We start from the raw sequence: 26,499 nt of genomic DNA on the forward strand, positions 1-26,499 counted from the left end.
GCGATGAGTACCACAGCACCTGCACCGACCGCGCCCCTGCGGGCCCGCGCCGAGATCGACCTGGCCGCCCTGCGGGCCAACGTCCGGGCCCTGCGCGCCCACGCGCCGGGCGCGGCCCTCATGGCCGTCGTCAAGTCCGACGCGTACGGCCACGGCGCGGCGCGGTGTGCCCGCGAGGCCGTGGCCGCGGGGGCCGGCTGGCTCGGCACGGCCACGCCCGAGGAGGCCCTCGCGCTGCGCGCGGACCCCTCGATCCCGCCGCACGTGCGCGTGCTGTGCTGGCTGTGGACCCCGGGCGGCCCCTGGCGGCAGGCCATCGAGCGGGACATCGACGTGTCCGTCAGCGCGCTGTGGGCCCTGCGCGAGGTCACCGAGGCGGCCCGGCAGGCCGGCCGGCCCGCGCGCGTGCAGCTGAAGGCCGACACCGGGCTCGGCCGCAACGGCTGCCAGCCCGCCGACTGGCCCGCACTGGTCGCCGAGGCCCTGAGCGCCGAGCGCGCCGGCCTGATCCGCGTCACCGGCCTGTGGTCGCACTTCGCGTGCGCCGACGAACCCGGCCACCCCTCCGTCGCCGCCCAGCTCGGCTGCTTCCGGCAGCTGCTGGCGCACGCCGAGGAGCAGGGGGTGCGCCCCGAGGTACGGCACATCGCCAACTCCCCGGCGACCCTCACCCTCCCCGAGAGCCACTTCGACCTGGTCCGCACCGGCATCGCCCTGTACGGCATCTCGCCCAGCCCGGAGACCGGCACCCCGGCCGACTTCGGCCTGCGCCCGGTGATGACCCTCTCGGCGTCGCTGGCCCTGGTCAAGCACGTCCCGGGCGGCCACGGCGTCAGCTACGGCCACCACTACGTCACCCCGGGCGAGACCACCCTGGGCCTGGTGCCCGTGGGCTACGCGGACGGGATCCCCCGGCACGCGTCCGGGTCCGGCCCGGTGCTGGTCGGCGGCAAGTGGCGGACGGTCGCGGGCCGGGTGGCCATGGACCAGTTCGTCGTCGACCTCGGCGGCGACGAGCCCCCGGTCGGCAGCCAGGCCGTGCTGTTCGGCCCCGGCGACCGGGGCGAGCCCACCGCCGAGGACTGGGCCCAGGCCGCGGGCACGATCGCGTACGAGATCGTCACACGCATCGGAACCCGCGTTCCTCGCGTCTATGTCGACGAAGGACAGGACCGGCAGGACGGGTAACCCGTCAGGAGGGCCCGCGAGGGCCGGTGCCGGGCCCGCCCCGGTGCCGCCGGTCGCCGGCTCCGCCGGCACCACGCCTTCCGCCGGCCCCACCGGCGCAGGCACCATCAGCACCACCGGCATCACCCGTACGACCCATCCTGCGAACTGCAGTACGGCGAAGAGGAGCGGTACGTGAGCGAGAGCAGCGCGGAGGCCGTGGCGGACGTCATCGCCTCGGTGGCCGTCGCCTCCGCCGCGGGGGCGACGGCCGCGAGCTGGCGCAGGGCGACCGGCATCGCCGGCACCGCGATAGGCGTGCTGGCCGCGGGCGCCGCGGCCGGTGTCGCCCTGGAGCGGATGACCGTCGGCCGCGACATGCGGCGCCGGGCCCGGCTGGCGCTGGACTCGGCGGGCCCCTACGGCGCCCTGCGCGGCACCCCCGGCACGGCGTACGCCGACGACGGCACCGAGCTGTACTACGAGGTCGACGAGGTCGAGCCGGACACCGGGGCGGCCGTCTCGCCGCGCCGGCGCCGGCTGTTCGGCCGCAAGGCGCCCGCCCCGGTCACCGTCGTCTTCAGCCACGGCTACTGCCTCAGCCAGGACTCCTGGCACTTCCAGCGCGCGGCCCTGCGGGGCGTCGTCCGCATGGTGCACTGGGACCAGCGCAGCCACGGCCGGTCGGGGCGCGGCGTCGGCCAGGTCCGCGACGGCGTGCCGCTCACCATCGACCAGCTCGGCCGCGACCTGAAGGCCGTCATGGACGCCGCCGCGCCGGACGGCGGGCTGGTGCTGGTCGGCCACTCCATGGGCGGGATGACGATGATGGCGCTGGCCGCCCAGTACCCGGAGCTGATCCGGGAGCGGGTGGTGGCCACCGCGCTGGTCGGTACCTCCTCCGGGCGCCTCGGCGAGGTCAACTTCGGCCTTCCGGTGGCCGGCGTCAACGCGGTGCGCCGGGTGCTGCCGGGCGTGCTGAGGGCGCTCGGGCAGCAGGCGGCGCTGGTGGAGAAGGGGCGGCGGGCGACGGCCGACCTGTTCGCCGGGGTCATCAAGCGGTACTCGTTCGCGTCCCGGGACGTCGATCCGGCCGTCGAGCGGTTCGCCGAGCGCATGATCGAGTCCACCCCGATCGACGTGGTCGCCGAGTTCTACCCGGCCTTCACCGACCACGACAAGACCGAGGCGCTGGCCTGCTTCCGGGACAAGCCGGTGCTGGTGCTCGCCGGGGTGCGGGACCTGGTGACGCCGAGCGAGCACAGCGAGGCCATCGCCGACCTGCTGCCGGACGCCGAACTGGTGCTGGTGCCCGACGCCGGGCACCTGGTGATGCTGGAGCACCCGGAGGTGGTCACCGACCGCCTCGCGGACCTGCTCACCCGCGCGGGCGCCGTCCCGGCAGGGGCTACCGTAAGTGGGTATGGAAGCACCAGCAGCACCGCACAACCCGGCTGAGACCCAGTTGATCGTCAACTCCCCTGACCAGATGAAGGAGTTGGGCCGCCGCCTGGCGAAGCTGCTGCGCGCCGGCGACCTGGTCATGCTCACCGGGGAACTGGGCGCGGGCAAGACGACGCTGACCCGCGGTCTCGGCGAGGGGCTCGGTGTACGGGGCGCGGTCACCTCGCCGACCTTCGTGATCGCCCGTGTGCACCCCTCCCTGGGCGGCGGCCCCCCGCTCGTCCACGTCGACGCCTACCGGCTCTCCGGCGGCCTCGACGAGATGGAGGACCTCGACCTCGACGTCTCGCTGTCCGACTCGGTGATCGTCGTGGAGTGGGGCGAGGGCAAGGTCGAGGAGCTGACCGACGACCGGCTCGAGGTCGTCATCCACCGCTCGGTGGGCACCGCGGCCGCCGGACCCGCTCCCGCCGAGTCCCCTTCCGGGTCCGCGGACACCGACGAGGCGCGGCGGGTGACGGTGACCGGGCGCGGGGCCCGCTGGGCGGCCGCCGACCTCGGGGCGCTCTCCGCCTGAGCACCGGGAGCACCAGGGGCGCCGGGAGCACCGGACGGGCGCGCGCGGATATTCCGACAACCTGTCGGCACGATGTTGCGCCGGACGCATCGGGCGTGGTCACATGGTAGCCAGCCGGTGGTTAGGTGAACCTAACCACGCCCGCCCCCGCACCTCAGGAGGCGTCCCATGCCCGCTTCCCGCCCCACAAAGCAGCCCCTGCCGACCGGGTTCGCCGGGGTGTCCATGAGCGAGCTGCTCGCGTCCTGCGCGGCGGCGGAAGCCGTCTCCAGGCCCCCGCGGGCGCCGCAGGCCCCCCGGCCGGCGGGCTCGGCGCCCAGGACACCGGTGACGCGGCGACAGCACCCCGAGGCCGCCTAGGACCTGTTGCGCACGCGCGGCGCGCGTCAGCGGATCACCACGACCGGTACCCCGATGGTGGCGAACCGCCACATGGCCTCGCCGTCCGCCCGGGTCTCCCGGATGCCGCCCGTCTTCACGGCCGTGCCGTTCGTGCTGCCGGAGGTGTAGCCGGAGTTCAGCACGGCCGCGCTGAAGCCGATCACCACTCCGTCCACGCTGGTGAAGCGCACGACGTGCTCGATGGGGACGCCGTCGGTGCCGGTGACGGCGTTCGAGCGGGACGTCACCCAGTACACGCCCGGCAGCGGGTCGACCGTCCCCGGACGCACGGCGAACGTGCGCTGCACCTTCTCCCGCTCACTGACCAGCCACACCCGGTCGTCGTCCACCGAGTACACGACCCGTTCACCCTGCCCGGAGCCGGCGGGCAGGGCGCCGGGACCGCCGTGGCCGCGGGGCGCCCGTGAGGCGGCCGCGGAGGCCGAGGCGCCCGCCGACGGCCTGCCGCCCAGGCTCTCGGGAACGTTCGCCGACGCCTGGTAACCGAGGAAGCCGACCGCTCCGACGGCCGTCACGGTGAGGCCGGCCACGATCACCGAGCTGGTCCCTGCCACGTGCGCCACCTCTGTCTCGTGCGATATGTCGTACTTCGTACGAACCGTAGCAGTCGGTGACCGTCCGTCCCGGACGGCCGTGCGGGAGGCGCGGGAGCCGTAGGCTGTTCGCGTGCTCTTGCTCGCTCTGGATACCGCCACCCCCGCCGTCACCGTCGCGCTGCACGACGGCACGGACGTCATCGCCTCGTCCAGCCAGGTGGACGCGCGCCGGCACGGAGAGCTGCTGCTGCCGGCCGTCGACCGCGTCCTCGCCGAGGCCGGGCTCGCCCTCGACGCCGTCACCGGGATCGTCGTCGGCACCGGGCCCGGGCCGTACACCGGGCTGCGCGTGGGCCTGATGACCGCCGACACCTTCGGCCTCGCGCTCGGCGTCCCCGTGTACGGCGTGTGCACGCTCGACGGCCTCGCCCACGCCGCCGACCTCACCACGGGCCCCTTCGTGGTGGCGACCGACGCCCGGCGCAAGGAGGTCTACTGGGCCACCTACGCCGACTCCCGCACCCGGCTCACCGACCCGGCCGTCGACCGCCCCGCCGACATCGCCGAGCGCGTGGCGGGCCTCCCGGCCGTCGGCGCCGGCGCGCTGCTCTACCCGGACACGTTCCCCAGCGCCCACGAGCCCGAGCACGTCTCGGCCGCCGCCCTCGCCTCGCTGGCCGCCGGAAAGCTGGCCGCGGGGGAGGAGCTGCCGGCGCCCAGACCGCTCTACCTGCGCCGCCCCGACGCCCAGGTCCCCAGGAACTACAAGGTGGTCACCCCGAAGTGACCGGACCCGTGAAGACCACGCTGCGCGAGATGCGCTGGTGGGACATCGACCCGGTGCTGGGGATGGAGAAGGAGCTGTTTCCCGAGGACGCCTGGTCGCGGGGCATGTTCTGGTCCGAGCTGGCGCACTCCCGGGGCCCGGGCGCGACCCGGCGGTACGTGGTCGCAACCGAGGGCGAGCGGATCGTCGGGTACGCGGGCCTGGCCGCCACCGGCGAGCTGGCGGACGTGCAGACCATCGCCGTCGCCCGGGACCACTGGGGCACCGGCCTCGGCGGCCGTCTGCTGGCCGAGCTGCTGCGGGCGGCGACCGCCTTCGAGTGCGCCGAGGTGATGCTGGAGTGCCGGGTGGACAACGACCGGGCCCGCAGACTCTACGAGCGCTTCGGCTTCGAGCCGATCGGCTTCAGACGCGGCTACTACCAGCCGGGCAACGTGGACGCCCTGGTGATGCGGCTGACCGACCCCTCCACTTCCGTGAACGGCGTACAAGGAACCGAGATCAATGGCTGACGAACCCCTGGTCCTGGGGATCGAGACCTCCTGCGACGAGACCGGCGTCGGCGTCGTCCGCGGGACGACCCTGCTGGCCGACGCCATCGCCTCCAGCGTCGACGAGCACGCCCGCTTCGGCGGCGTCGTCCCGGAGGTGGCCTCCCGGGCCCACCTGGAGGCGATGGTCCCGACCATCAACCGCGCGCTCAAGGACGCCGGGGTCAGCGCCAGGGACCTCGACGGCGTCGCCGTCACCGCCGGCCCCGGCCTCGCGGGCGCCCTGCTGGTCGGCGTCTCGGCGGCCAAGGCGTACGCCTACGCGCTCGGCAAGCCGCTGTACGGCGTGAACCACCTGGCCTCCCACATCTGCGTGGACCAGCTGGAGCACGGACCCCTGCCGGAGCCGACGATGGCGCTGCTGGTCAGCGGCGGCCACTCCTCGCTGCTGCTGTCGTCCGACATCACCTCGGACGTCCGCCCGATGGGCGCGACCATCGACGACGCGGCCGGGGAGGCCTTCGACAAGATCGCCCGGGTGCTGAACCTCGGCTTCCCGGGCGGCCCGGTCATCGACCGGTACGCGCGCGAGGGCGACCCGAAGGCCATCGCCTTCCCGCGCGGCCTGACCGGCCCGCGCGACCCGGTCTACGACTTCTCCTTCTCCGGCCTCAAGACGGCCGTGGCCCGCTGGATCGAGGCGAAGCGGGCGGCCGGCGAGGAGGTCCCGGTGCGGGACGTGGCGGCCTCCTTCCAGGAGGCGGTCGTGGACGTCCTGACCCGCAAGGCGGTGCGGGCCTGCCGCGACGAGGGCGTCGACCACCTGATGATCGGCGGCGGGGTCGCCGCCAACTCGCGGCTGCGCGCGCTGGCCGCGGAGCGCTGCGAGGCGGCCGGCATCCGGCTGCGGGTGCCGCGGCCCAAGCTGTGCACGGACAACGGCGCGATGGTGGCGGCGCTGGGCGCCGAGATGGTGGCCCGCGGCCGGGCCGCGTCCGGCTGGGACCTCTCCGCGGACTCCTCCCTGCCGGTGACGGACCCCCATGTGCCGGCCCACGACCACGCGCACGAGACCGGCGGGGAGAACCTGTACCCGTGACGGTCACCCTGATGTGGGAGGCCCGGGCGACCGAGGGCCGGGGCGCGGAACTCCTCGCCTGGGCGCGGCGCCAGGAGCTGCCCGGCACGCCGCTGCGCCGGGAGACGTTCCGGGCGCCCCAGGACCGGGTCCTGGTGCTGACCTGGTGGGACGCGCCGTACGACGCCGAGCTGCCCGAGCTGCCCGAGCCGCCCGGGGACCTGGTCACCCGGACGGTGCACCGCTGGCGGTTCGAGTCCCTGGGCACGGCGGCGGACTGACGACCGGCCTCGAAGAAGGCCCTCGAGGGTTCGAATGTTTCGCAAATCGCACCGAATGTTCCGGGAGCCCGAGGGAAGTGTGACCCTTCGTCAGTCGGGACGGCGGGGATACGATCGCGGACATGAAGTCTCCGAAGCTCCCAGAAACGCAGACGGCGACGCTCGCCGAAATCGCCCGTGAGGCAGGCGTGTCCGCTCCGACTGTTTCGAAGGTGCTCAACGGCCGTGCCGACGTCGCCCCCGCGACCCGCACCCGGGTGGAGGAGCTGCTGCGGGCCTACGGGTACCGGCGCAGGCGCGCCGAGGCCTCCCGCTCGCCCCTGATCGACCTGGTCTTCCACGAACTGGAGAGCGCCTGGGCGATGGAGGTCATCCGGGGCGTGGAGAACGTGGCCCGGGACGCCGGGATGAGCGTGGTGCTCAGCGAGAGCGCCGGGCGGCTCACCCCCGGCCGCAGCTGGGCCGACCAGGTCGCCGCCCGCCGGCCGCACGGCGTGGTGCTGGTGCTGTCGGAGCTGGACGAGTCGCAGCGGGCCCTGCTGACCAGCCGGGGCATCCCGTTCGTGGTCATGGACCCGGCCGGCGACCCGGGCCCGGACGTGCCCTCGATCGGCGCCACCAACTGGCAGGGCGGCCTCGCCGCCACCCGGCACCTGATCGAACTGGGCCACACCCGGATCGGCGCGATCAGCGGCCCGTCCCGGATGATGTGCAGCCGGGCGCGGGTCGACGGCTACCGGGCGGCGCTGGAGACGGCCGGACTGCCGGTCGACCCGGCCCTGATCACGGCCGGCGACTTCCACCACGACGCCGGCTACCGGCTGGGCCTGGAGCTGCTGCGCCGCCCGGACCGGCCCACCGCCGTCTTCGCGGGCAACGACCTCCAGGCGCTCGGCCTGTACGAGGCCGCCCGCGAGCTGGGCCTGCGCATCCCGGAGGACCTGAGCGTGGTCGGCTTCGACGACCTGCCGGTGGCCCGCTGGGTCGGGCCGCCGCTGACGACCGTACGGCAGCCGCTGACCGAGATGGCGGAGGCGGCGGCCCGGCTGGTGCTGGACCTCGGACGCGCCCCGGACTCCCCGGTCGCCACCCGGGTGGAGCTGGCGACGAGCCTGGTGGTGCGCAGCAGCACGACCGCCCGGCCGGCGGGGTGACGGGAGCGAAGACGGGTTGACGTATTGACGCGTGGGGCGCGTGGCCCCACACTCCTCCGAAGCCAGTCGGTAATACGGCCGAAACTTTCGGAGGCACCCGCGTTGAGAACCTCCAGAAATTCCAGGACGACCGCACCCCGCGCCACACCCCCACCGCCCCCCACGGCACACCGGTCACCCGCCGCGCCCCGCAGGTCCCTGCGCACGCGCCTGACCGCGCTGCTCGCCGGCGCCCTCACGGCCGGTGCCCTGCTCACCGCCGGGGCCACCACCGCCCACGCCGCCGACACCCCGCTGCGCGACCTTGCCACCGCCAAGGGCAAGCTCATCGGCAGCGCGGTCTCCGGGGGCAAGCTGACCGGCACCTACGGCGACATCGCCGGGACCCAGTTCAGCTCGCTCACCCCCGACAACGCCATGAAGTGGGGGTCCGTCGAGCCCACCCAGGGCAGCTTCACCTGGGGTGAGGCGGACCAGATCGTCGCCTTCGCCCAGGCGCACAACCAGCAGGTGCGCGGCCACACCCTGGTCTGGCACAACCAGAACCCGGGCTGGCTGACCAACGGCAACTGGACGGCGGCCCAGCTCGGCACCCTGCTGCAGAACCACATCACCACCGAGGTGAGCCGCTACAAGGGCAAGATCGCCGCCTGGGACGTGGTGAACGAGGCGTTCAACGAGGACGGCACCCTGCGCTCGGACCTCTGGTCCGACAAGCTCGGCTCCGGCTACATAGCCAACGCCCTGACCTGGGCGCACGCCGCCGACCCGGCCGCCAAGCTGTACATCAACGACTACAACGTCGAGGGCGTCAACGCGAAGTCGACCGCCCTGTACAACCTGGTCAAGAGCCTGAAGCAGCAGGGCGTGCCGATCGACGGGGTCGGCCTCCAGGCCCACTTCATCCTCGGCCAGGTGCCGTCCACCCTCCAGCAGAACATCCAGCGCTTCGCCGACCTCGGCGTGGACGTGGCGATCACCGAGCTGGACGTGCGGATGGCGCTGCCCGCGGACAGTGCGAAGCTGGCCCAGCAGGCCACGGACTTCAAGTCGGTGGTGGCCGCCTGCGTGGCGGTGACCCGCTGCGTCAACGTCACCGTCTGGGGCTTCACCGACGCCGACTCGTGGGTGCCGGGGACCTTCTCCGGCTACGGGGCGGCGACGCCGTACGACGAGAGCCTGGCGCCGAAACCGGCGTACCACGGCATCGCCGAGGCGCTCGGCGGCAGCACGACCACCCCGCCGCCGCCGCCGACGGACGGCTGCACCGCCGCCTACAGCGTCACCAGCCAGTGGAACACCGGCTTCACCGGGCAGGTGACGATCTCCTGCGCCGGCAGCTCGCTGTCGTCGTGGAAGGCGAACTGGACGTTCGGCGCCGGCCAGCACGTCACCCAGGCCTGGAACGCCACCTGCACCCAGACCGGCGCCGCGGTGTCCTGCGCCAACGCCTCGTACAACGGCTCGGTGCCGAGCGGCGGATCGGTGACCTTCGGGTTCAACGGGTCGTGGAGCGGGACCAACCCGGTACCGGCGGTGACGCTGGGCTGACAGGCGCGGGGCGGGGCGGCGCGGCCGGTTCCGGGGCCACCGCGGGCCGGGAAAACTTCTTCCGGCGCGGATGTCGATCCGGGCGTCTTCCGTTCGACGCACGGGTGAGCGGCGGGGAACAGCCCCGCCGTCCCGACCCCGGGCGCTCGCGCCCGACCGAAGGAGACACCATGCCCCGCTACCTGTCGCTGGTGCGGATCGACGAGTCCGCCGCCCCCGCCGAGGGGCCCAGCGAGGCCCTGATGCAGCGGATGGGCGAGCTGATCGAGGAGGTCACCAAGGCCGGCGTCATGCTCGACACCGCCGGGCTGACGCCCTCCGCCGACGGCACCCGGGTGCACTGGGAGGGCGGCCGGATCTCCGTCACCGACGGGCCGTTCACCGAGTCCAAGGAGGTCATCGGCGGCTACGCGCTCATGCAGTGCAAGGACAAGGCGGAGGCCCTGGAGTGGACCAAGCGGTTCCTCCAGGCCCACGAGGAGTTCTGGACGGTGACCTGCGAGGTCCGGGAGATCGCCGAGGGCTGACGCCGCCCGGACCGGCGCACCGCCGCGCCCGGCGGGCCGTTCGCTGGCGGGCGGCCGCCGGGCGGTGTTGCATGGGGGGCTGTGGAACGACAGCCCGCCGCCGCCCCGCCCGGCCGCCCGGCCCCCGCGGCCCCTGCCGACCCGGCAGGCACCGCCGCCGCCCGGTCCGCCGGTACGGCCGCGCACGCCATCGAGACGGTCTTCCGGATCGAGTCGCCGCGGGTCGTCGCCGGCGTCGCCCGGGTCGTCCGGGACGTCGGGATCGCCGAGGAACTGGCCCAGGACGCCCTGGTCGCGGCGCTGGAGCAGTGGCCGCGCGACGGCGTCCCGGACAACCCGGGGGCCTGGCTCATGGCCACCGCCCGCCACCGCGCCGTCGACCTGGTCCGCCGCCGCGAGACCTACGCCCGCAAACTCGCCGAGATCGGCCGCGACCTGGCCACCACCGCCCCGGCCGCGGAACCGGCCGACCCCGACGCCATCGACGACGACCTGCTGCGCCTGATCTTCACCACCTGCCACCCGGTGCTGTCCGCCGAGGCCCGCACCGCCCTCACCCTCCGCCTGGTGGGCGGCCTGACGACGGCCGAGATCGCCCGGGCCCACCTGGTCCCGGAGCCCACCGTCGCCCAGCGCATCGTCCGCGCCAAACGCACCCTGGCCACCCGGAACGTCCCCTTCGAGGTGCCGTACGGCCCCGACCGCGAGGCCCGCCTCGGCTCCGTCCTCGACGTCATCTACCTGATCTTCAACGAGGGCTACGCGGCCACCGCCGGCGACGACTGGCTGCGCCCCGCCCTGTGCGAGGACGCCCTGCGGCTGGCCCGGGTGCTCTCCGGCCTGATGCCCGGGGAACCCGAGGTCCACGGCCTGACCGCGCTGCTGGAGTTCCAGGCCTCCCGCGCCGCCGCCCGCACCGGCCCCGACGGCAGCCCGGTGCTGTTGCGGGACCAGAACCGCGGCCGCTGGAACCGCATGCTCATCACCCGCGGCGTCACGGCCCTGGCCCGGGCCGACGCCGCCGCTCCAGGCCCGCCCGGCCCGTACGCCCTGCAGGCCGCCATCGCCGCCTGCCACGCGCACGCCCACACCTACGAGGACACCGACTGGCGGACCATCGCCACGCTGTACGCCCTGCTCGCCGCCCGGTCGCCGTCGCCCGTGGTGGAACTGAACCGCGCGGTCGCCGTGTCGATGGCCCAGGGCCCGGCCCCGGCGCTCGCGCTCGTCGACGCCCTGGCCGCCGAGCCGTCCCTGCGCGACTACCACCTGCTCCCCAGCGTCCGCGGCGACCTCCTGGCCCGCCTGGGCCGCACGGCCGAGGCCCGCGCGGAGTTCGAGCGGGCCGCGGCACTGACCCGCAACGAACCCGAGCGCGCCCTGCTCCTGCGCCGGGCGCGGGCGTGCGGCACCCCAGGCCGCTAGGTGTATTGATCACGAGCGCAGTTCCGCTCAGCCGACCTGATCCAAACGACAGGCCCTAAGGCGTGCCCGGGGCCGTTGCGTCCCGCCCGCGGGCCGGACGGCCGATCAGCATCGCCGGGGCGCCCGCGACCCGGGTCAGGAACACCGTGGCCGCGTTCGGGCCCTGGGGCCTGACCTTCCGGCGCAGTTCCTCCGGCTCCACCGCCGAACCGCGCTTCTTCACCGTCAGCGTGCCGACCCCGCGCTCGCGCAGCAGCGCCTTCAGCTTCTTGACGTTGAAGGGGAGGTGGTCGGTGATCTCGTAGGGCGTCGCCCAGGGCGTGGGGCGCAGGGTGTCCGCGGTGACGTAGGCGATCGTGGCGTCGAGCAGGCCGCCGCCGACCTCCTCGGCGGCCTCCGCCACCAGGTGGGCGCGGATCACCGCGCCGTCCGGCTCGTACAGGTACCGGCCCACCGGACGCACTCCCGGGTCCGGCAGACCGCGGCCCGGCAGGGAGCGGGGGCCGGGCAGCAGGGTGGCGCGGACGGCGCCCGGCGCGCCGGTGCCGAACCACAGCACCGCCTCCTTGACGTCACCGGCGTCCGAGATCCACTCCGCCTCGGCCGCGTCCGGCACCGCCTCGTGCGGGATGCCCGGGGCGACCTTCAGGGCGGCGACCGGCGCCGCGGCGGCCGCCCGCACCGCCCAGGACAGGGGCGGGGAGTACGCCTCGGGGTCGAAGACGCGGCCGCGGCCGCCCCGCCGGGCCGGGTCGGCGAACACCGCGTCGTACCCGGCGGTGGCGACCTCCGTGACGTCCGCCTCCCGCACCTCGATCAGCTCCGCCAGCCCCAGCGCGTCGGCGTTGGCCCGGGCCACCGCCGCCGTCAGCGGGTCGCGGTCCACGGCGAGCACCCGGATTCCCTCGCGGGCGAAGGCGATCGCGTCGCCGCCGATGCCGCAGCACAGGTCGGCCACGGACGTCACCCCCAGCGCCCGCAGCCGCCGCGCCCGGTACGCCGCCACGCTCGTCCGGGTCGACTGCTCGACCCCGGCGGGTGTGAAGAACATCCGCTCCGCGTCCTCGGCCGGGAACTTCGCCGCCGCCCGCTGCCGCAGCCGGGCCTGGCCGAGCGCCGCCGACACCAGGTCGGCGGGGTGCTCGCGGCGCAGCCGGGTGGCGACGGCGAGTTCGTCGGCCGGTGCCGTGCCGCGCGCCGCGTCGAGGAGGGCGCGGCCCTCGGGGGTGAGCAGGGAGTGGAAGGGGAGCAGGTCGTTCACCGGCTCATTGTGGGCCAGTCGGTGGACGGTGCGCCTCCGGCGGCGGTGTCGGGGCCGGTTGCGGGCCGGGGCCTGCGAGGATCCGGCACCATGCGAGTAGTCGTACAAAATGACAAAAACAGGGCGCAGCAGGCGATCCGGGGTGGGCTCGCCGCACTCGCCGTCGCCGCCGTCGTCTCCGGGTGCGCCGGACCGGGCGCGGACACCGCCGTACGGCCGGCCGCCGGCCGCCGGCCGGGCGCGGAGGGAGCCGCCGGGGCGCGCGACTCCGCCGCCTCCCGCCTGGCCGCCGAACGCGCCGCGGTGGCCGCCGCCGCCCGGCGCTGGGGCCTGGAGCGGCCGCCGCTGACCCCGCCGCCCCCGCCGGCGACGAAGCCGCGCATCACCCCCCGCGACGGCTTCGAGGTGGACGGCCAGGAGGAGGAGAACCTGCCGCCGGTCTTCACCACCGTCCCCACCAAGCGCAAGGTCGTGTTCCTCACCATCGACGACGGCTCCGACAAGGACCCCGCCTTCGTGCGCATGATGAGCGAGCTGAAGGTCCCGTACACCGCCTTCCTCAGCGACTACCTGGTCAAGGACGACTACGGCTTCTTCCGCCGGATGCAGGCCAAGGGGGTCACCCTCAACAACCACACCCTCACGCACCCGTATCTGCCGGGGCTGTCGTACGAGGAGCAGGAGCACGAGATCTGCGGCATGCAGGCGATCATGAAGAAGCAGTTCGGCCGGGCCCCGGCCGTCTTCCGGCCGCCCTACGGCAACTACAACGGCGACACCCTGCGCGCCGCCAAGTCCTGCGGCATCAAATACGCGCCGATCTGGGACGAGGAGGTCTTCGTCGACCACTGGGAGTACCGCGACGACGACCGCGGTCTGCACCCCGGCGACATCGTGCTCTCCCACTTCCGCGGCCCCGAGGACTGGGCGGGCACCATGCCCGACATGATCCGCCGCTTCCTGAACAAGGTCACCCGGGACGGCTACGCGGTGGCACGCCTGGAGGACTACCTGTGACGCGCCCGGGGCGGCAGCGGCGGCCGGCGCGCGGGCGGCGCCGGAGCCCGGCCGCCTCGCCGCTCACCTGTGCGCTCCTGCTCGCCGCCCTGCTGCTGGGCGGCTGCGCCCAGTCGGTCGACCCCATCGAACGGCTGGGCAAGAAGGCCGCCCAGGGCGTACGGCCGCACGGCCCGGCCGGTGACCGCTCCTACCGCGCCTGGGGCCTGAGCGCCCCGCTCGCCGAGGCCCCGCGGCCCGCCGCGCGCCCGCCGGCGCCCCGCACCGCGGACCCGGCGGCCCCGCTCCCGGTCGTCGACCACGTCGCCACCTCCGACCCGGTCGTCTTCCTCACCTACGACGACGGCGCCGAGACGGACCCCCGGTTCGTCGACATGGTCCGTGACCTGCGGCTGCCGGTCACCCTCTTCCTCACCGACCGCGTCGCCGGCCCCGGCTACGGCCGCTTCGCCCGGCTGCGCGCGGTCGGCGCCAACCTGCAGAACCACACCCTCGACCACCCCGCCCTGCCCGGACTGCCCTACGCCGGCCAGCGCGCCGAGATCTGCGGCCAGCAGGACAAGCTCAGATCCCGCTTCGGTATCCGCCCCCGCCTCTTCCGGCCGCCCTACGGCCGGTACGACACCACCACGCTGCGCGCCGCCGCCGACTGCGGCGTGGCGGCCGTCGTGCTGTGGCGCGTGTCGGCGGGCGCGGGCGACCCGGCGTACACCCGGGGCGCGCCGCGGCTGCGGCCCGGCGACATCGTCGCCGTCGGCCCCGGCGAGAACGACGGCTCCGCCCTGCGGGAGCGCACCGCCCGGCTGCTGCGCCGGATCCAGCAGCGGGGCCTGACGGTGGGCCGCCTGGAGGACTACCTCTAGGGCGCCGGTAGGGCTCCGAGACGTCACAGGGGCGGGCGCCGAGGGGGCGCCGGAGGCGGCGCGACGCACGGCAACTGGCACTCCGCTTGACCGAGTGCTAATCGCAGTCATAGTCTCAGGTCTGGCACTCCCCCCTGGAGAGTGCCAACAACGCGACGGGCAGGTCCGGCACCCGCGACGACGGATCGACCTGGTCGCCACCTCAGACAGTTAACCCCGTGAGATCTCCGAAGGGGGAGGTCGGATCGTGACGACCGCCAGCTCCAAGGTTGCCATCAAGCCGCTCGAGGACCGCATTGTGGTCCAGCCGCTCGACGCCGAGCAGACCACGGCCTCTGGCCTGGTCATTCCGGACACTGCGAAGGAGAAGCCCCAGGAGGGCGCCGTCCTCGCCGTGGGCCCGGGCCGATTCGAGAACGGCGAGCGCCTGCCGCTCGACGTCAAGGTCGGCGACGTCGTTCTGTACAGCAAGTACGGCGGCACCGAGGTGAAGTACAACGGCGACGAGTACCTCGTCCTCTCGGCTCGCGACGTGCTCGCGATCATCGAGAAGTAGTACCACCTCGAGCACTCCGCTCGTGACTGCGCCCCTGGCCCCCGACCTAGAAGAAGCCGGGCGCCCGGGGCGCAGTTTTTTCTTTCACCCCAGACATTCGAGAGGGCTCCCGCTGTCATGGCGAAGATCCTGAAGTTCGACGAGGACGCCCGTCGCGCCCTCGAGCGCGGCGTCAACAAGCTGGCCGACACGGTGAAGGTGACGATCGGCCCCAAGGGCCGCAACGTCGTCATCGACAAGAAGTTCGGTGCCCCGACCATCACCAACGACGGCGTCACCATCGCCCGTGAGGTGGAGATCGAGGACCCGTACGAGAACCTCGGCGCGCAGCTGGTGAAGGAGGTGGCGACCAAGACCAACGACATCGCGGGCGACGGTACGACCACCGCCACCGTGCTCGCCCAGGCGCTGGTCCGCGAGGGCCTGAAGAACGTCGCCGCCGGTGCCTCCCCGGCCGCCCTGAAGAAGGGCATCGACGCCGCGGTCAAGGCCATCTCCGACGACCTGCTGGCCTCGGCCCGCCCGATCGACGAGAAGTCCGACATCGCGGCCGTCGCCGGTCTGTCCGCCCAGGACAGCCAGGTCGGCGAGCTGATCGCCGAGGCGATGGACAAGGTCGGCAAGGACGGTGTCATCACCGTCGAGGAGTCCAACACCTTCGGTCTGGAGCTGGACTTCACCGAGGGCATGGCCTTCGACAAGGGCTACCTGTCGCCGTACTTCGTGACGGACCAGGAGCGTATGGAGGCCGTCCTCGACGACCCGTACATCCTCATCCACCAGGGCAAGATCTCCGCGATCGCGGACCTCCTGCCGCTGCTGGAGAAGGTCATCCAGGCCAACGCCTCCAAGCCGCTGCTGATCATCGCCGAGGACGTCGAGGGCGAGGCGCTCTCCACCCTCGTCGTCAACAAGATCCGCGGCACCTTCAACGCCGTCGCGGTGAAGGCCCCCGGCTTCGGCGACCGCCGCAAGGCGATGCTGCAGGACCTGGCGGTCCTCACCGGCGCCACGGTCATCTCCGAGGAGGTCGGCCTCAAGATCGACCAGGTCGGCCTGGACGTGCTGGGCTCCGCCCGCCGCGTCACCGTCACCAAGGACGACACCACCGTCGTCGACGGTGCCGGCGACTCCGCCGACGTCACGGGCCGCGTCGCCCAGATCAAGGCCGAGATCGAGAACACCGACTCCGACTGGGACCGCGAGAAGCTCCAGGAGCGCCTCGCGAAGCTGGCCGGCGGCGTGTGCGTGATCAAGGTCGGCGCCGCCACCGAGGTGGAGCTGAAGGAGAAGAAGCACCGTCTGGAGGACGCCATCTCCGCGACCCGCGCCGCGGTCGAGGAGGGCATCGTCTCCGGTGGCGGTTCCGCTCTGGTCCACGCCGCCAAGGTGCTGGAGGGCGGCCTGGGCAAGACCGGCGACGAGGCCACCGGCGTCGCCGTCGTGCGCCGCGCCGTCGTCGAGCCGCTGCGCTGGATCGCCGAGAACGCGGGCCTCGAGGGCTACGTCATCACCGCCAAGGTGGCCGAGCTGGACAAGGGCCAGGGCTTCAACGCCGCCACCGGCGAGTACGGCGACCTGGTCAAGGCCGGCGTCATCGACCCGGTCAAGGTCACCCGCTCCGCCCTGGAGAACGCCGCCTCCATCGCCTCCCTGCTGCTCACGACCGAGACCCTGGTCGTCGAGAAGAAGGAAGAGGAGCCGGCCGAGGCCGGTCACGGCCACAGCCACGGCCACTCCCACTGAGGCATGCGCCCACCGGCACGCTCACCGGGCTAGCGCCCGGCGGACCGCCCCGCGGGGCCCGTCCGCCTGAGGCCCGCCCGCTGACAGAAGCCCCCGTTCCCGCTGCCGGGAACGGGGGCTTCGCCCCTCGCGGGTCCTGAACCGGGTACCCCAGGAGTCTGCGACCGGGGTCCCCGGACCGGGCGGTGGTCAGGTATCCCGTGCGCCCAGCTGCGCCATCAGCCCCAGCCGGTCGTACTGCCACCAGCCCTCGGCGATCTTGCCGTCCCGGTCGATCCGGAAGATCGTCGTACCGGTCATCCGGACCTGCCGCCCGGTGTTCGGCAGCCCCATGAACTCGCCCTTGTGCACGGCCGTCCAGCTCCACCGGGTGCACACCCGGTCGCCCTGGGCGATCTGGTCGTCCACGGTGAAGAGGAAGTCGAAGGCGGCGCGCCAGCTCTCCACCTCCCGGCGCATCGCGTCCCGGCCGGTGACGTCCCGCTCGTTCGCCGGGTCGTGATGGTGGTAGCGCGAGGCGAGGACGTCGGTCAGCGGCGGCAGTTCACCCGCGACCGCGACGGTGTCGAAGAACCGCCGCGCGGCCTCCGTGCCCAGCGGCTCGTCGCGCACCACGTCCAGGTCGGTGAACGTGGGCAGCTCCTCGCAGAGGGCGACCATCCCCTGGAAGATCCGGTCGGTCTCCGGCAGGTTCGAGTTCCGCATCGCGTCCTCGTACGACGGGAACTCCACCACCTCGATGACGTGCGAGGTGTCGGAGCGGTCCGTGGCGACCACCGCGTGCGTCGCCGTCCGCTTCCCCTTGGTCTGCGCGACCCAGTCGTCGATGAGCCGGTTCATCTCGTCCAGCCGGCTGGTCCTGCAGTCGATGAGCTGTACGAACGTCATGGCGCCGCCCTCCGGCCCCCCTGGCCCGGTCCTCTACGGCCAGTCTCGCACCGGAACGGCGGCGCCACCCCCCGCGCGCACGGCCTACTGCGGCCCGTACTTGCGCCCGGTGCGGGAGCTGACCCCGCCCAGCAGCGCGCGCGGGGTCACCTTCACCAGTCCCATCAGCGCCTTGTAGCGCGGGTCGGGGACGGACAGCGTCCTGCCGCGCGCCAGGTCGGCCAGCGCCGCGGCCACCAGCTTGTCCGCGTCCAGCCACATCCACTTCGGGATGTTGTCCGTGCCCATCCCGGCCCGCTCGTGGAACTCCGTGCGCACGAAGCCGGGGCACAGCGCCATCAGCCGCACCCCGCTGCCCGCGAGGTCCTTCGCCGCGCCCTGGGTGAACTGCACGACCCACGCCTTGGACGCGCCGTAGGTGCCGCGCGGGACGAAGGCCGCCACCGAGGCCACGTTGACGACTCCGCCGCGCCCGCGCTCCCGCATCGACCCGGCCGCCGCCGAGGTCAGCCGCAGCACGGCCTCGCAGTGCACCTTGAGCATCCGCAGCTCGTCGGCCATCGACACGTCGAGGTAGCGGCCCTTGTTGCCGAAGCCGGCGTTGTTGATCAGCAGGTCGACGGCGTTCCTGCGGTCGGCGAGGCGGGCGGCGACCGTCTCGATGCCGTCGTCCGTCGCCAGGTCGGCGGTCAGCACCTCCGCCTCGATGCCGTGCCGGTCGTGCAGCTCGGTGGCCTGCTCGCGCAGCCGCTTGGTGTCCCGGGCCACCAGGACCAGGTCATGCCCGTCAGCAGCCAGCCGCCGTGCGAACGCGGCGCCGATGCCCGCGGTCGATCCCGTAATCAGAGCCGTTGTCATGCCGCAAGGGTAGTGACCCGCACCGGTGGCGCCCGCGCCGCGCGGCGGGCCGTCCGCCCGGCGCGGCCGCGGTGCGCCCGGCCGCCCGACGGCCCCTCAGGAGACCGGGCCGGCGGCGTACTCGCGGGCATCGCGCAGCGACTCCGGGTGCAGCGCCGTACCGGCCGCCAGCAGCCGGGGCAGCAGCTCGCGCTCGGTGGTGGACGCGCGGAACTGCAGCGCGACCGTCACGTCGTGGTCCGGGCGGTGCACGATCTCCACCGGGTCGCCCGCGCGTATCTCACCCGGCTCGATCACCCGCAGGTACGCCCCCGGCGCACCCTTCCGGGTGAATCTCTTCACCCAGCCCTGTTCGCCCAGGTGGCCCTGGAACGTGCGGCACGGGATGCGCCCGCAGGTCACCTCCAGCACCACCCCGGAACCGATCCGCCAGCGCTCGCCGATCAGCGCCCCCGACACGTCCAGGCCCCGGGTCGTCAGGTTCTCGCCGAAGCACCCGCTGGGCAGCGTCCGCCCCAGCTCCCGCTCCCAGCCGTCCAGGTCCTCCCGCGCGAACGCGTACACCGCCTGGTCGTCGCCGCCGTGGTGGCGCTTCTCGCACACCGCGTCCCCGGCCAGCCCGCTGCCCCCGTACCCCTTCGGCCCGGGCGCCGCCACCCGCACCGGCCCGTCCACCGGCCGCTTGTCGATGCCGGTCAGCCCCTCCGGCTGCCCCGTGTACGGCACCGGGCGCGGGCGGCCCACATTGAGCGAGAGAATCATCATGGGCGCACGGTACGAGGGCCCACCCCAAAGCGTCGACGCATTTTCCCGGGGTGCGTCCAAGCAGGGCTTATGGCCGGACGTATCCTCGACGTGTGATCGAGGCCCGTCATCTCCGTGTCCTGCGCGCCGTCGCCACCACCGGGTCCTTCTCGGCGGCGGGGCGCGAGCTGGGCTGCACCCAGCCCGCCGTCAGCCAGCAGATGAAGGCCCTGGAAGCCTCGGTAGGCACCCCGCTGCTGGTGCGCAGCGGGCGCGAGATGCGGCTGACCCAGGCCGGCGAGGCCCTGGTGCGGCACGCCTCCGGCATCCTCGCCGGGCTCACCGCGGCCGAGGAGGAGGTCGCCGCCATCGCCGGCCTGCGCGCGGGCCGGGTCCGCCTGGTCTCCTTCCCCAGTGGCAGCTCCACCCTGGTCCCCACCGCCCTCGCCGCCCTGCGCGCCGCCCATCCCGGCACCCGGGTCTCCCTGGAGGAGGCCGAGCCCCCGGCCTCGGTCGAGCTGCTGCGCGAGGGCGACTGCGACGTGGCCCTGGCCTTCCGCTACGTGGGCGCGGCGGCCGCGGAGGAGTGGGACGACCTGGTCGTGCGGCCGCTGCTGACGGACCGTCTGGTCGGCCTCGTGCCCGAACGGCACCGCCTCGCGCGCGCGGGGTCGGTCGCCATCGGGGAGCTGGCCGGGGAGCCGTGGATCGCGGGCTGCCCGCGCTGCCGTGGCCAGCTCGTGCAGGTGTGCGAGAGCGCCGGCTTCACGCCCCGCATCGACTTCGCCACCGACGACTATCCGGCCGTCGTGGGACTGGTCGGCGCCGGTCTGGGGGTGGCCGTCCTGCCCCAGCTGGCGGTGGAGTCGGTGCGCCCCAGGGGCGTGCGCACGGTCGCGCTGGAGCCGGCGGTGCGGCGGGAGATCGTCGCCCTGACGCTGCCGGACCTCGCGCAGGTCCCGGCGGTGGCGGCGACGCTGGAGCAGTTGGCCCGGGCGGCCCGGCGGCCGTGAGCCGCGCGGCACGCACGCGCGTGCCCGGCCCGGAGGGCGGTCCGGACGACAGCCGGGGCGGCGGTCCGGACGACGGCCCGGATGACGGCCTGGATCACGATCCGGACGGGGCCGAATGGTGCAGAAACGTTCCTTCAGGTGTCAGGTGTCCGACGCGCCGTCCGCGCCGGCCGGCGAGGCCGTGACCAGCCGGTTGCGCGCCCGCCCCATCAGTTCCTCGCGCTCGTCCTCGGTGAGGCCGCCCCACACGCCGTACGGCTCGCGCACCGCCAGCGCGTGTGCCGCGCACTGCGCGCGGACCGGGCACCGCATGCAGACCTCCTTGGCCGAGTTCTCACGAGCACTCCGAGCCGCCCCGCGCTCGCCCTCGGGGTGGAAGAAGAGCGAGCTGTCCACCCCGCGGCAGGCAGCCAGCAGCTGCCAGTCCCACAAGTCCGCGTTCGGTCCGGGAAGGCGGGAGAAATCTGCCATTGCATGACCCCTTGTAGCCGTTCTGGGCGGATACTGTGGCGATGACCGTAAAAGTCCGGTCTAAGGAGATGAAAATATGACTCATTGCGAATCTAGCTCCAGACACTGCGAAAGGGGAACAAAAAGGTCTAAATGGGGCATGGCTTGTGATGAAAAGTTGAGGGTCCGCCGGGCATGTCTGCACCGTGTCGGTCCCCTCACGTAGAGTGCCGAAGTCAGCGTGCGGGCCCGTAACTCTTTCGAGTGACCGTCGTTGAGAGTGCGGAGGCGGTTGAGAACAGAAGCGCTCGGGCAGGCGTCCGAGACGGTCGACCGCACAGGTGACGATTCCGTACCAGCCTGGAGGCTCAAGGTGACGCGCATCAGCTGCGGAGGGCGGTCATGACATCCGTCCTCGTCTGCGACGACTCCCCGCTTGCCCGAGAGGCGCTCCGCCGCGCGGTCGCGACCGTGCCCGGTGTCGAGCGCGTGACGACGGCGGCCAACGGCGAGGAAGTCCTCCGCCGCTGGGGCGCCGACCGATCCGACCTGATCCTGATGGACGTGCGCATGCCCGGTCTGGGCGGCGTCGAGACCGTGCGCCGGCTGCTGTCCGCCGACCCGGGCGCGCGCATCATCATGCTCACCGTCGCCGAGGACCTGGACGGCGTGGCCCTCGCGGTCGCCGCCGGTGCCCGGGGCTACCTGCACAAGGACGCCTCACGCGCGGAACTGCGCGCCACGGTCACGCAGGCCCTCGCCGACCCGACCTGGCGGCTGGCCCCGCGCCGGCTGCGCTCGGCCGAGATGGGCGCGGCGCCCACGCTCACGGCGCGTGAGATCCAGGTGCTGGAGGGCATGAGCCACGGCCGCTCCAACGCCGAGATCGGCCGTGAGCTGTTCCTGTCCGAGGACACCGTCAAGACTCACGCCCGGCGTCTGTTCAAGAAGCTCGGCGCCTCGGACCGGGCCCACGCGGTGGCGCTCGGCTTCCGGTGGGGCCTGGTCCGGTAGGAGTGCCGCGGCGGGTGCGGACGGACCCCTGCCGTCCGGTCCACCCGCAGGCGGGCGGGGGTGCGCGGCCTCGGCGGAGCGCGGGTGCGCCCGCGCGCCCCGGGCGCGGTGCCGTACCGTCGAAGCACGTTCCGCCCGTGTCGAGCAGGGTTCCGGTGCCGTCCGCAAGGCGACCCGCCGGACGCCCGCTGCTCGTTTCGCCGCGGATGCCGCATCCTTGAGGTGTGGAGTCTCTCGGGGACGAGTCGGTCGAGCGGAAGGGGAGGGCGCAGGAGATGAGTGCCGGCGCACCTGCTCATAACGCTTCGGTGCACAACCACGGTCGCGATGCGACGGACCGGACGGCCGCAGTGCACGATGGACCGATGCGCGACGACGATGCGGGCACGGCCCCCGGGGCGATCGGCGCGCTCGTGCACCGCGCCGTCGACGGGGACGAGCAGGCCACGCACGACCTGCTCGCCCATGTCCACCCGCTGGCCCTGCGCTACTGCCGCACCCGGCTGTCGCGGCTCCCGGGCGACGCGCGCCACTTCGTCGAGGACCTCGCGCAGGAGGTCTGCGTCGCGGTCCTGCTCGCCCTGCCGCGCTACCGCGACACCGGACGCCCCTTCGAGGCGTTCGTCTTCGCCATCGCCTCGCACAAGGTCGCCGACCTCCAGCGCGCCGCGATGCGCCACCCCGGCTCCACCGCCGTCCCCTCGGACGAGATGCCGGAGCGACCGGACGACTCCCTGGGCCCCGAGGAGCGCGCCCTGCTCAGCAGCGACGCCGAGTGGGCCAAGAAGCTGCTGGCCAACCTGCCGGAGAACCAGCGCGAGCTGCTCCTGCTGCGGATCGCCGTGGGCCTGACCGCCGAGGAGACCGGCCAGATGCTCGGCATGTCACCCGGCGCCGTGCGTGTGGCCCAGCACCGGGCGCTGAGCAGGCTGCGGGCGCTCGCCGAGCAGTGACCCCGGCCGGCCGGTTCCCCCGGGCGACCGGTGACCGCGGGCGGCAGGCCCGGTGACGCATACGGCCACGCTGGGCGGCGACCCTGCAGGCGCCGCGAGACATCCGGATCACGGGCCGCGAGACATCCGGATGCCGGTCGAGAGGCCGGACCGCGGCGCCAGGACGTGACGCACGCGCGCGCCGGACACGCACCGCCGGGCGGCTCCGGGACCGCGGGCCCGCTCCGGGCCCACCGTGCCGGGCCCGGCGCCGCGGCCGTCGGGGATACTGGAAGACGCTGAACGCATCACGAAAGGCCACAGACGTGACTGAGATCGAGATCGGGCGCGGCAAGCGCGGCCGCCGGGCGTACGCCTTCGACGACATCGCCGTCGTCCCCAGCCGCCGTACGCGAGACCCGAAGGAGGTCTCGATCGCCTGGCAGATCGACGCCTACCGCTTCGAGCTGCCCTTCCTGGCGGCCCCCATGGACTCGGTCGTCTCCCCGGCCACCGCGATCCGCATCGGCGAGCTGGGCGGCCTGGGGGTGCTGAACCTCGAGGGCCTGTGGACGCGCCACGAGGACCCGCAGCCGCTGCTCGACGAGATCGCCGAGCTGCCCGCCGAGGCGGCCACCCGCCGCCTCCAGGAGATCTACGCGGCCCCCGTCAAGGAGGAGCTGATCGGCGCGCGCATCAAGGAGGTGCGCGACTCGGGCGTGGTCACGGCGGCCGCGCTCTCCCCGCAGCGCACCGCGCAGTTCTCCAAGGCGGTCGTGGACGCGGGCGTGGACATCTTCGTCATCCGCGGTACGACGGTGTCGGCGGAGCACGTGTCGTCCTCGCACGAGCCGCTGAACCTCAAGCAGTTCATCTACGAGCTGGACGTCCCGGTGATCGTCGGCGGCTGCGCGACCTACACGGCGGCGCTGCACCTGATGCGCACCGGCGCGGCCGGCGTCCTGGTCGGCTTCGGCGGCGGCGCCGCGCACACCACGCGCAACGTGCTCGGCATCCAGGTCCCGATGGCCACGGCCGTGGCCGACGTGGCGGCGGCCCGCCGGGACTACATGGACGAGTCCGGCGGCCGGTACGTGCACGTGATCGCCGACGGCGGCGTCGGCTGGTCCGGCGACCTGGCCAAGGCCATCGCCTGCGGCGCCGACTCGGTGATGATGGGCTCCCCGCTCGCGCGAGCGACCGACGGGCCCGGCAGGGGCCACCACTGGGGCATGGAGGCCGTCAACGAGGAGCTGCCGCGGGGCCAGAAGGTGGACCTCGGCACCGTCGGCACCATCGAGGAGATCCTCACCGGCCCGTCCCACACCCCCGACGGCTCGATGAACTTCTTCGGCGCCCTGCGCCGCGCCATGGCCACCACCGGCTACAGCGAGCTGAAGGAGTTCCAGCGGGTCGAGGTGACGGTCGCGGACAGCCAGCACCGGCGCTGACCCGCCGACGCGGAAGGGCCCGGCCACCGTCGCGGTGGCCGGGCCCTTCTCCGTGCGGGGCGCCGACGCGCTACCGGGCGGCCTTCTGCGCGCTGGAGAACGCGGCGTACCCGGCGATGCCGAAGAAGAGGAAGGTGAGCGGGTCGGCCTCTTCCTTCCAGGCCTCCTGGACCACGTCGAAGTGGTCGAAGAACACCTCGGAGAAGTTCACGTGGACGGTGTCCGCGATGATCATCGCCTCGCCGACCAGCTGACCGAGGTAGACCGCCCCCAGGGCCAGCAGGACACCGGTGATCCACAGAGCCGGGTTGCGGCCGCCCGCCTTGCCCGCCGCGATGCCGATGAGGAAGCCGACGCCGACGGCCGCCCAGCCGATCTCGTGCTTGGTGGTGCCGATGATCACGCCGTAGAGGCTCGCGGTGACCAGCGCGGCGGCGACGGCGGCGAGCAGGCCGAGAGCCAGGTTGCCGCGGGCCGGGGCGGGCGGCGCCGGCGGCGCGGCGAAGGCGCCGGGCTGCGGGTACGGCACGCCGGGCGCCGGGGCCTGTCCGGGCGCCGGGGCCTGTCCGGGCACGTCGGCGGGCGGCTGCTGGGCGTACGGGTTGCCGTCGACCGGACCCGACTGCGGCTGAGGCTGCGATGGTGGCGGCGCTGACTGGCTCATGACAGAAATCCCCCCGTGCTGTGCACAACTGGATGACGAAACGGACGACGTGCACGCACACGTGTGCGGCGAGTCCGGGGGAGACTAACAGCCGGGACCGACGATCCCCCCGGCTGTTTTCCGTTCGTGACCGGCCCCGCGGCGGCCCCGGCCGCACCGCGGCGCCCCTGTACGTCCCCCGGGCGGGCCCGCTGCCAGGCGGGCGCTCACAGCCGGTGCGCGGCCCCCGTCGGCGTCGCTCCACGGGTGTCCAGCAGCAGCTGGGCCTTCACCGAGAGGCCCTGGAGGTCGTAGGTGCGGTGCTGCTGGAGCAGGATCGTCAGGTCGGCGTCGGCGGCGGCCTCGTAGAGGGAGTCCGCGCGGGGCACGGGGCGGTCCAGGACGCTCCAGGAAGCCACGTGCGGGTCGTGGTAGCTCACCGAGGCGCCCAGTCCCATCAGCCGCACCGCGATCTCCTGGGCGGGCGTGCCCTGCTGGTCGGCGAGGTCGGCCTTGTAGGTCACGCCGAGCAGCAGCACGCGCGCACCGCGGGCCGACTTGCCGTGCTCGTTGAGCAGGGCGGCGGCGCGCTGGACGACGTACCGGGGCATGCGGTGGTTGACCTGCTGGGCCAGTTCCACCATGCGCAGCGTGCGGCCCCCCTGGCCGGTCAGCTCCTGGGCGAGGCCGTGGCCGCCGACGCCCGGGCCGGGCCGGAAGGCCTGGAAGCCGAACGGCTTGGTCTCCGCGCAGCGGATGACGTCCCACAGGTCGACCCCGAGGTCGTGGCAGAGCACGGCCATCTCGTTCACCAGCGCGATGTTGACCTGCCGGTAGTTGGTCTCCAGCAGCTGCACGGTCTCCGCCTCGCGCAAGCCGCGGGCGCGCACCACCTTGTCGGTCAGCCGTCCGTAGAAGGCGGCGGCCGACTCGGTGCAGGCCGGGGTGAGCCCGCCGATCACCTTGGGGGTGTTGGCCGGGGTGAAGTCGCGGTTGCCGGGGTCGATCCGGCTCGGCGAGTAGGCGAGGTGGAAGTCGCGGCCCGCGCGCAGCCCCGAGCCCTTCTCCAGCAGGGGGCGCAGGAACTCCTCGGTGGTGCCCGGGTGCACGGGCGACTCCAGGATCACCGTGGTGTGCGGGCGCAGCCGCTCGGCGAGGGTGCGGGCGGCCGCCCCGACCTGGCTCAGGTCGATGGCGCCGTCGGTGCCGCGCGGGGTGGGCGCGCAGATCACGGCGGTGCGGACCCGGCCGAGCTGGGCGGGGTCGGTGGCCGGCCGGAAGCCCGCCGCGAACATCCGGCGCAGCTCGGCGGGGCTGAGGGAACTCGCCTCCGGCCCGGTCGCATACCCGAGGGTGGCGATGCCGGCGGCGACCGCGGCCTGGGCCAGGGGCAGGCCGTAGGGACCGAGTCCGATGACGGCGAGGTCTGCGGGCATGGCGTAGGCCGTCCTTCCCAGTAGCCGAAGCGGGACAGGTGCGCAAGCCCTGTGGACAGGAAGGGCCAGCGCAATGTCAGACTAGGAGTAAATATGACCGTTATGCGGGATTGTGTTCATGTGTCTTGGGCTGTCTTCGGCCCCTTTTTCGCCGGTCACCCGCCCGTTGTCCACAGGCGGGGAGCGCGTGGTGGCTGAAGTCGGGCATCACGGTCAGACTTTGGGCAGGAGGAGATCGAACCGGGCT

General features: G+C 73.7%; 28 protein-coding genes. 20 read left to right on the forward strand and 8 right to left on the reverse strand.

The window, feature by feature from the left end; genetic code table 11:
- Positions 1-3 precede the first annotated feature (3 nt).
- The 4 genes from alr (at position 4) to ACZ6CZ_RS11610 (ending at position 3,508) form a co-directional block, all read left to right on the forward strand.
- Positions 4-1,188, forward strand: a complete 1,185-nt coding sequence (gene alr / locus ACZ6CZ_RS11595) for an alanine racemase (RefSeq protein WP_469018145.1) — start codon at positions 4-6, stop codon at positions 1,186-1,188.
- A gap of 174 nt (positions 1,189-1,362) precedes the next feature.
- Entirely contained in the window at positions 1,363-2,625 is a 1,263-nt protein-coding gene (locus ACZ6CZ_RS11600; RefSeq protein ID WP_469018147.1) for an alpha/beta fold hydrolase, read from the forward strand.
- Positions 2,591-3,148, forward strand: a complete 558-nt coding sequence (tsaE, locus tag ACZ6CZ_RS11605; RefSeq protein ID WP_469018150.1) for a tRNA (adenosine(37)-N6)-threonylcarbamoyltransferase complex ATPase subunit type 1 TsaE — start codon at positions 2,591-2,593, stop codon at positions 3,146-3,148. Before ACZ6CZ_RS11600 ends, tsaE begins: the two co-directional genes overlap by 35 nt.
- Before the next feature lie 168 nt (positions 3,149-3,316).
- Positions 3,317-3,508, forward strand: coding sequence for a hypothetical protein (locus ACZ6CZ_RS11610; RefSeq protein WP_469018152.1), 192 nt, complete (start codon positions 3,317-3,319; stop codon positions 3,506-3,508).
- A gap of 26 nt (positions 3,509-3,534) precedes the next feature.
- Here the strand turns inward: ACZ6CZ_RS11610 and ACZ6CZ_RS11615 are convergent, their stop codons facing one another.
- Complete coding sequence (locus ACZ6CZ_RS11615) at positions 3,535-4,104, reverse strand: hypothetical protein (RefSeq protein WP_469018155.1); 570 nt, start codon at positions 4,102-4,104, stop codon at positions 3,535-3,537.
- Between the two features lie 112 nt (positions 4,105-4,216).
- Here ACZ6CZ_RS11615 and tsaB point away from each other — a divergent pair, with 112 nt between their 5' ends.
- From tsaB to ACZ6CZ_RS11655, 8 genes are all read left to right on the forward strand, one after another.
- Positions 4,217-4,873, forward strand: coding sequence for a tRNA (adenosine(37)-N6)-threonylcarbamoyltransferase complex dimerization subunit type 1 TsaB (gene tsaB / locus ACZ6CZ_RS11620; RefSeq protein ID WP_469018157.1), 657 nt, complete (start codon positions 4,217-4,219; stop codon positions 4,871-4,873).
- A gap of 29 nt (positions 4,874-4,902) precedes the next feature.
- Positions 4,903-5,385 (forward strand): ribosomal protein S18-alanine N-acetyltransferase, encoded by a 483-nt coding sequence (rimI, locus tag ACZ6CZ_RS11625; RefSeq protein ID WP_469019075.1) that lies wholly within the window; start codon positions 4,903-4,905, stop codon positions 5,383-5,385.
- Positions 5,378-6,463, forward strand: a complete 1,086-nt coding sequence (gene tsaD / locus ACZ6CZ_RS11630; RefSeq protein WP_469018160.1) for a tRNA (adenosine(37)-N6)-threonylcarbamoyltransferase complex transferase subunit TsaD — start codon at positions 5,378-5,380, stop codon at positions 6,461-6,463. The genes rimI and tsaD overlap by 8 nt, the downstream gene beginning before the upstream one ends.
- Positions 6,460-6,723 (forward strand): hypothetical protein, encoded by a 264-nt coding sequence (locus ACZ6CZ_RS11635; protein WP_469018162.1) that lies wholly within the window; start codon positions 6,460-6,462, stop codon positions 6,721-6,723. Before tsaD ends, ACZ6CZ_RS11635 begins: the two co-directional genes overlap by 4 nt.
- Positions 6,724-6,845: 122 nt before the next feature.
- The gene (locus ACZ6CZ_RS11640) at positions 6,846-7,877 is read left to right on the forward strand and encodes a LacI family DNA-binding transcriptional regulator (RefSeq protein ID WP_469018164.1); all 1,032 of its coding nucleotides are present in this window, start codon (positions 6,846-6,848) and stop codon (positions 7,875-7,877) included.
- Positions 7,878-8,075: 198 nt separating this feature from the next.
- A complete protein-coding gene (locus tag ACZ6CZ_RS11645) occupies positions 8,076-9,428 on the forward strand; it encodes a glycoside hydrolase family 10 protein (RefSeq protein ID WP_469019078.1) in 1,353 nt (450 codons plus the stop codon).
- Between the two features lie 170 nt (positions 9,429-9,598).
- Complete coding sequence (locus ACZ6CZ_RS11650; RefSeq protein ID WP_469018167.1) at positions 9,599-9,955, forward strand: YciI family protein; 357 nt, start codon at positions 9,599-9,601, stop codon at positions 9,953-9,955.
- A gap of 81 nt (positions 9,956-10,036) precedes the next feature.
- On the forward strand, positions 10,037-11,380 hold the full coding sequence (locus ACZ6CZ_RS11655) for an RNA polymerase sigma factor (RefSeq protein WP_469018169.1): 1,344 nt from the start codon (positions 10,037-10,039) through the stop codon (positions 11,378-11,380).
- Between the two features lie 55 nt (positions 11,381-11,435).
- Here the strand turns inward: ACZ6CZ_RS11655 and ACZ6CZ_RS11660 are convergent, their stop codons facing one another.
- A complete protein-coding gene (locus ACZ6CZ_RS11660) occupies positions 11,436-12,641 on the reverse strand; it encodes a class I SAM-dependent methyltransferase (RefSeq protein ID WP_469018172.1) in 1,206 nt (401 codons plus the stop codon).
- A gap of 90 nt (positions 12,642-12,731) precedes the next feature.
- Between ACZ6CZ_RS11660 and ACZ6CZ_RS11665 the strand changes: the two genes are divergently transcribed.
- The 4 genes from ACZ6CZ_RS11665 to groL all read left to right on the forward strand — a co-directional run bounded on the left by ACZ6CZ_RS11665 (position 12,732) and on the right by groL (position 16,823).
- Positions 12,732-13,658 (forward strand): polysaccharide deacetylase family protein, encoded by a 927-nt coding sequence (locus ACZ6CZ_RS11665; RefSeq protein WP_469018178.1) that lies wholly within the window; start codon positions 12,732-12,734, stop codon positions 13,656-13,658.
- A 77-nt stretch (positions 13,659-13,735) separates the two neighbouring features.
- Positions 13,736-14,521 carry a polysaccharide deacetylase family protein gene (locus ACZ6CZ_RS11670; protein ID WP_469019081.1) on the forward strand — a complete coding sequence of 262 codons (786 nt, stop codon included), beginning with the start codon at positions 13,736-13,738 and terminating at the stop codon, positions 14,519-14,521.
- A gap of 247 nt (positions 14,522-14,768) precedes the next feature.
- Positions 14,769-15,077: a co-chaperone GroES gene (gene groES / locus ACZ6CZ_RS11675; RefSeq protein WP_004955293.1), complete on the forward strand. Its 309-nt coding sequence runs from the start codon at positions 14,769-14,771 to the stop codon at positions 15,075-15,077.
- A gap of 117 nt (positions 15,078-15,194) precedes the next feature.
- Positions 15,195-16,823, forward strand: coding sequence for a chaperonin GroEL (gene groL, locus ACZ6CZ_RS11680; protein ID WP_469018181.1), 1,629 nt, complete (start codon positions 15,195-15,197; stop codon positions 16,821-16,823).
- Between the two features lie 189 nt (positions 16,824-17,012).
- On the opposite strand, the gene ACZ6CZ_RS11685 is transcribed toward groL, so the two are convergent.
- The 3 genes from ACZ6CZ_RS11685 to ACZ6CZ_RS11695 all read right to left on the reverse strand — a co-directional run bounded on the left by ACZ6CZ_RS11685 (position 17,013) and on the right by ACZ6CZ_RS11695 (position 19,334).
- A complete protein-coding gene (locus ACZ6CZ_RS11685; RefSeq protein WP_469018183.1) occupies positions 17,013-17,711 on the reverse strand; it encodes an ester cyclase in 699 nt (232 codons plus the stop codon).
- Between the two features lie 84 nt (positions 17,712-17,795).
- Positions 17,796-18,569, reverse strand: coding sequence for an SDR family NAD(P)-dependent oxidoreductase (locus ACZ6CZ_RS11690; protein ID WP_469018186.1), 774 nt, complete (start codon positions 18,567-18,569; stop codon positions 17,796-17,798).
- 96 nt (positions 18,570-18,665) lie between these two features.
- Positions 18,666-19,334, reverse strand: coding sequence for an MOSC domain-containing protein (locus ACZ6CZ_RS11695; protein WP_469018189.1), 669 nt, complete (start codon positions 19,332-19,334; stop codon positions 18,666-18,668).
- A gap of 92 nt (positions 19,335-19,426) precedes the next feature.
- On the opposite strand from ACZ6CZ_RS11695, the gene ACZ6CZ_RS11700 reads away from it, so the two are divergent.
- Positions 19,427-20,326, forward strand: coding sequence for a LysR family transcriptional regulator (locus ACZ6CZ_RS11700; protein WP_469018191.1), 900 nt, complete (start codon positions 19,427-19,429; stop codon positions 20,324-20,326).
- A 141-nt stretch (positions 20,327-20,467) separates the two neighbouring features.
- On the opposite strand, the gene ACZ6CZ_RS11705 is transcribed toward ACZ6CZ_RS11700, so the two are convergent.
- Entirely contained in the window at positions 20,468-20,797 is a 330-nt protein-coding gene (locus tag ACZ6CZ_RS11705; protein ID WP_469018194.1) for a WhiB family transcriptional regulator, read from the reverse strand.
- A gap of 381 nt (positions 20,798-21,178) precedes the next feature.
- On the opposite strand from ACZ6CZ_RS11705, the gene ACZ6CZ_RS11710 reads away from it, so the two are divergent.
- From ACZ6CZ_RS11710 to ACZ6CZ_RS11720, 3 genes are all read left to right on the forward strand, one after another.
- The gene (locus ACZ6CZ_RS11710; RefSeq protein WP_003948568.1) at positions 21,179-21,790 is read left to right on the forward strand and encodes a response regulator transcription factor; all 612 of its coding nucleotides are present in this window, start codon (positions 21,179-21,181) and stop codon (positions 21,788-21,790) included.
- 365 nt (positions 21,791-22,155) lie between these two features.
- Positions 22,156-22,743: a sigma-70 family RNA polymerase sigma factor gene (locus ACZ6CZ_RS11715; RefSeq protein ID WP_469018197.1), complete on the forward strand. Its 588-nt coding sequence runs from the start codon at positions 22,156-22,158 to the stop codon at positions 22,741-22,743.
- A 305-nt stretch (positions 22,744-23,048) separates the two neighbouring features.
- Complete coding sequence (locus ACZ6CZ_RS11720) at positions 23,049-24,173, forward strand: GuaB3 family IMP dehydrogenase-related protein (RefSeq protein WP_469018199.1); 1,125 nt, start codon at positions 23,049-23,051, stop codon at positions 24,171-24,173.
- A 70-nt stretch (positions 24,174-24,243) separates the two neighbouring features.
- Here ACZ6CZ_RS11720 and ACZ6CZ_RS11725 read toward each other — a convergent pair whose 3' ends face one another.
- Positions 24,244-24,837 carry a hypothetical protein gene (locus ACZ6CZ_RS11725; protein WP_469018201.1) on the reverse strand — a complete coding sequence of 198 codons (594 nt, stop codon included), beginning with the start codon at positions 24,835-24,837 and terminating at the stop codon, positions 24,244-24,246.
- 206 nt (positions 24,838-25,043) lie between these two features.
- Positions 25,044-26,252 (reverse strand): nucleotide sugar dehydrogenase, encoded by a 1,209-nt coding sequence (locus ACZ6CZ_RS11730; protein WP_469018203.1) that lies wholly within the window; start codon positions 26,250-26,252, stop codon positions 25,044-25,046.
- Between the last annotated feature and the right edge of the window lie 247 nt (positions 26,253-26,499).

The sequence above is a fragment of the Streptomyces sp. NPDC041135 genome, from assembly GCF_055592085.1.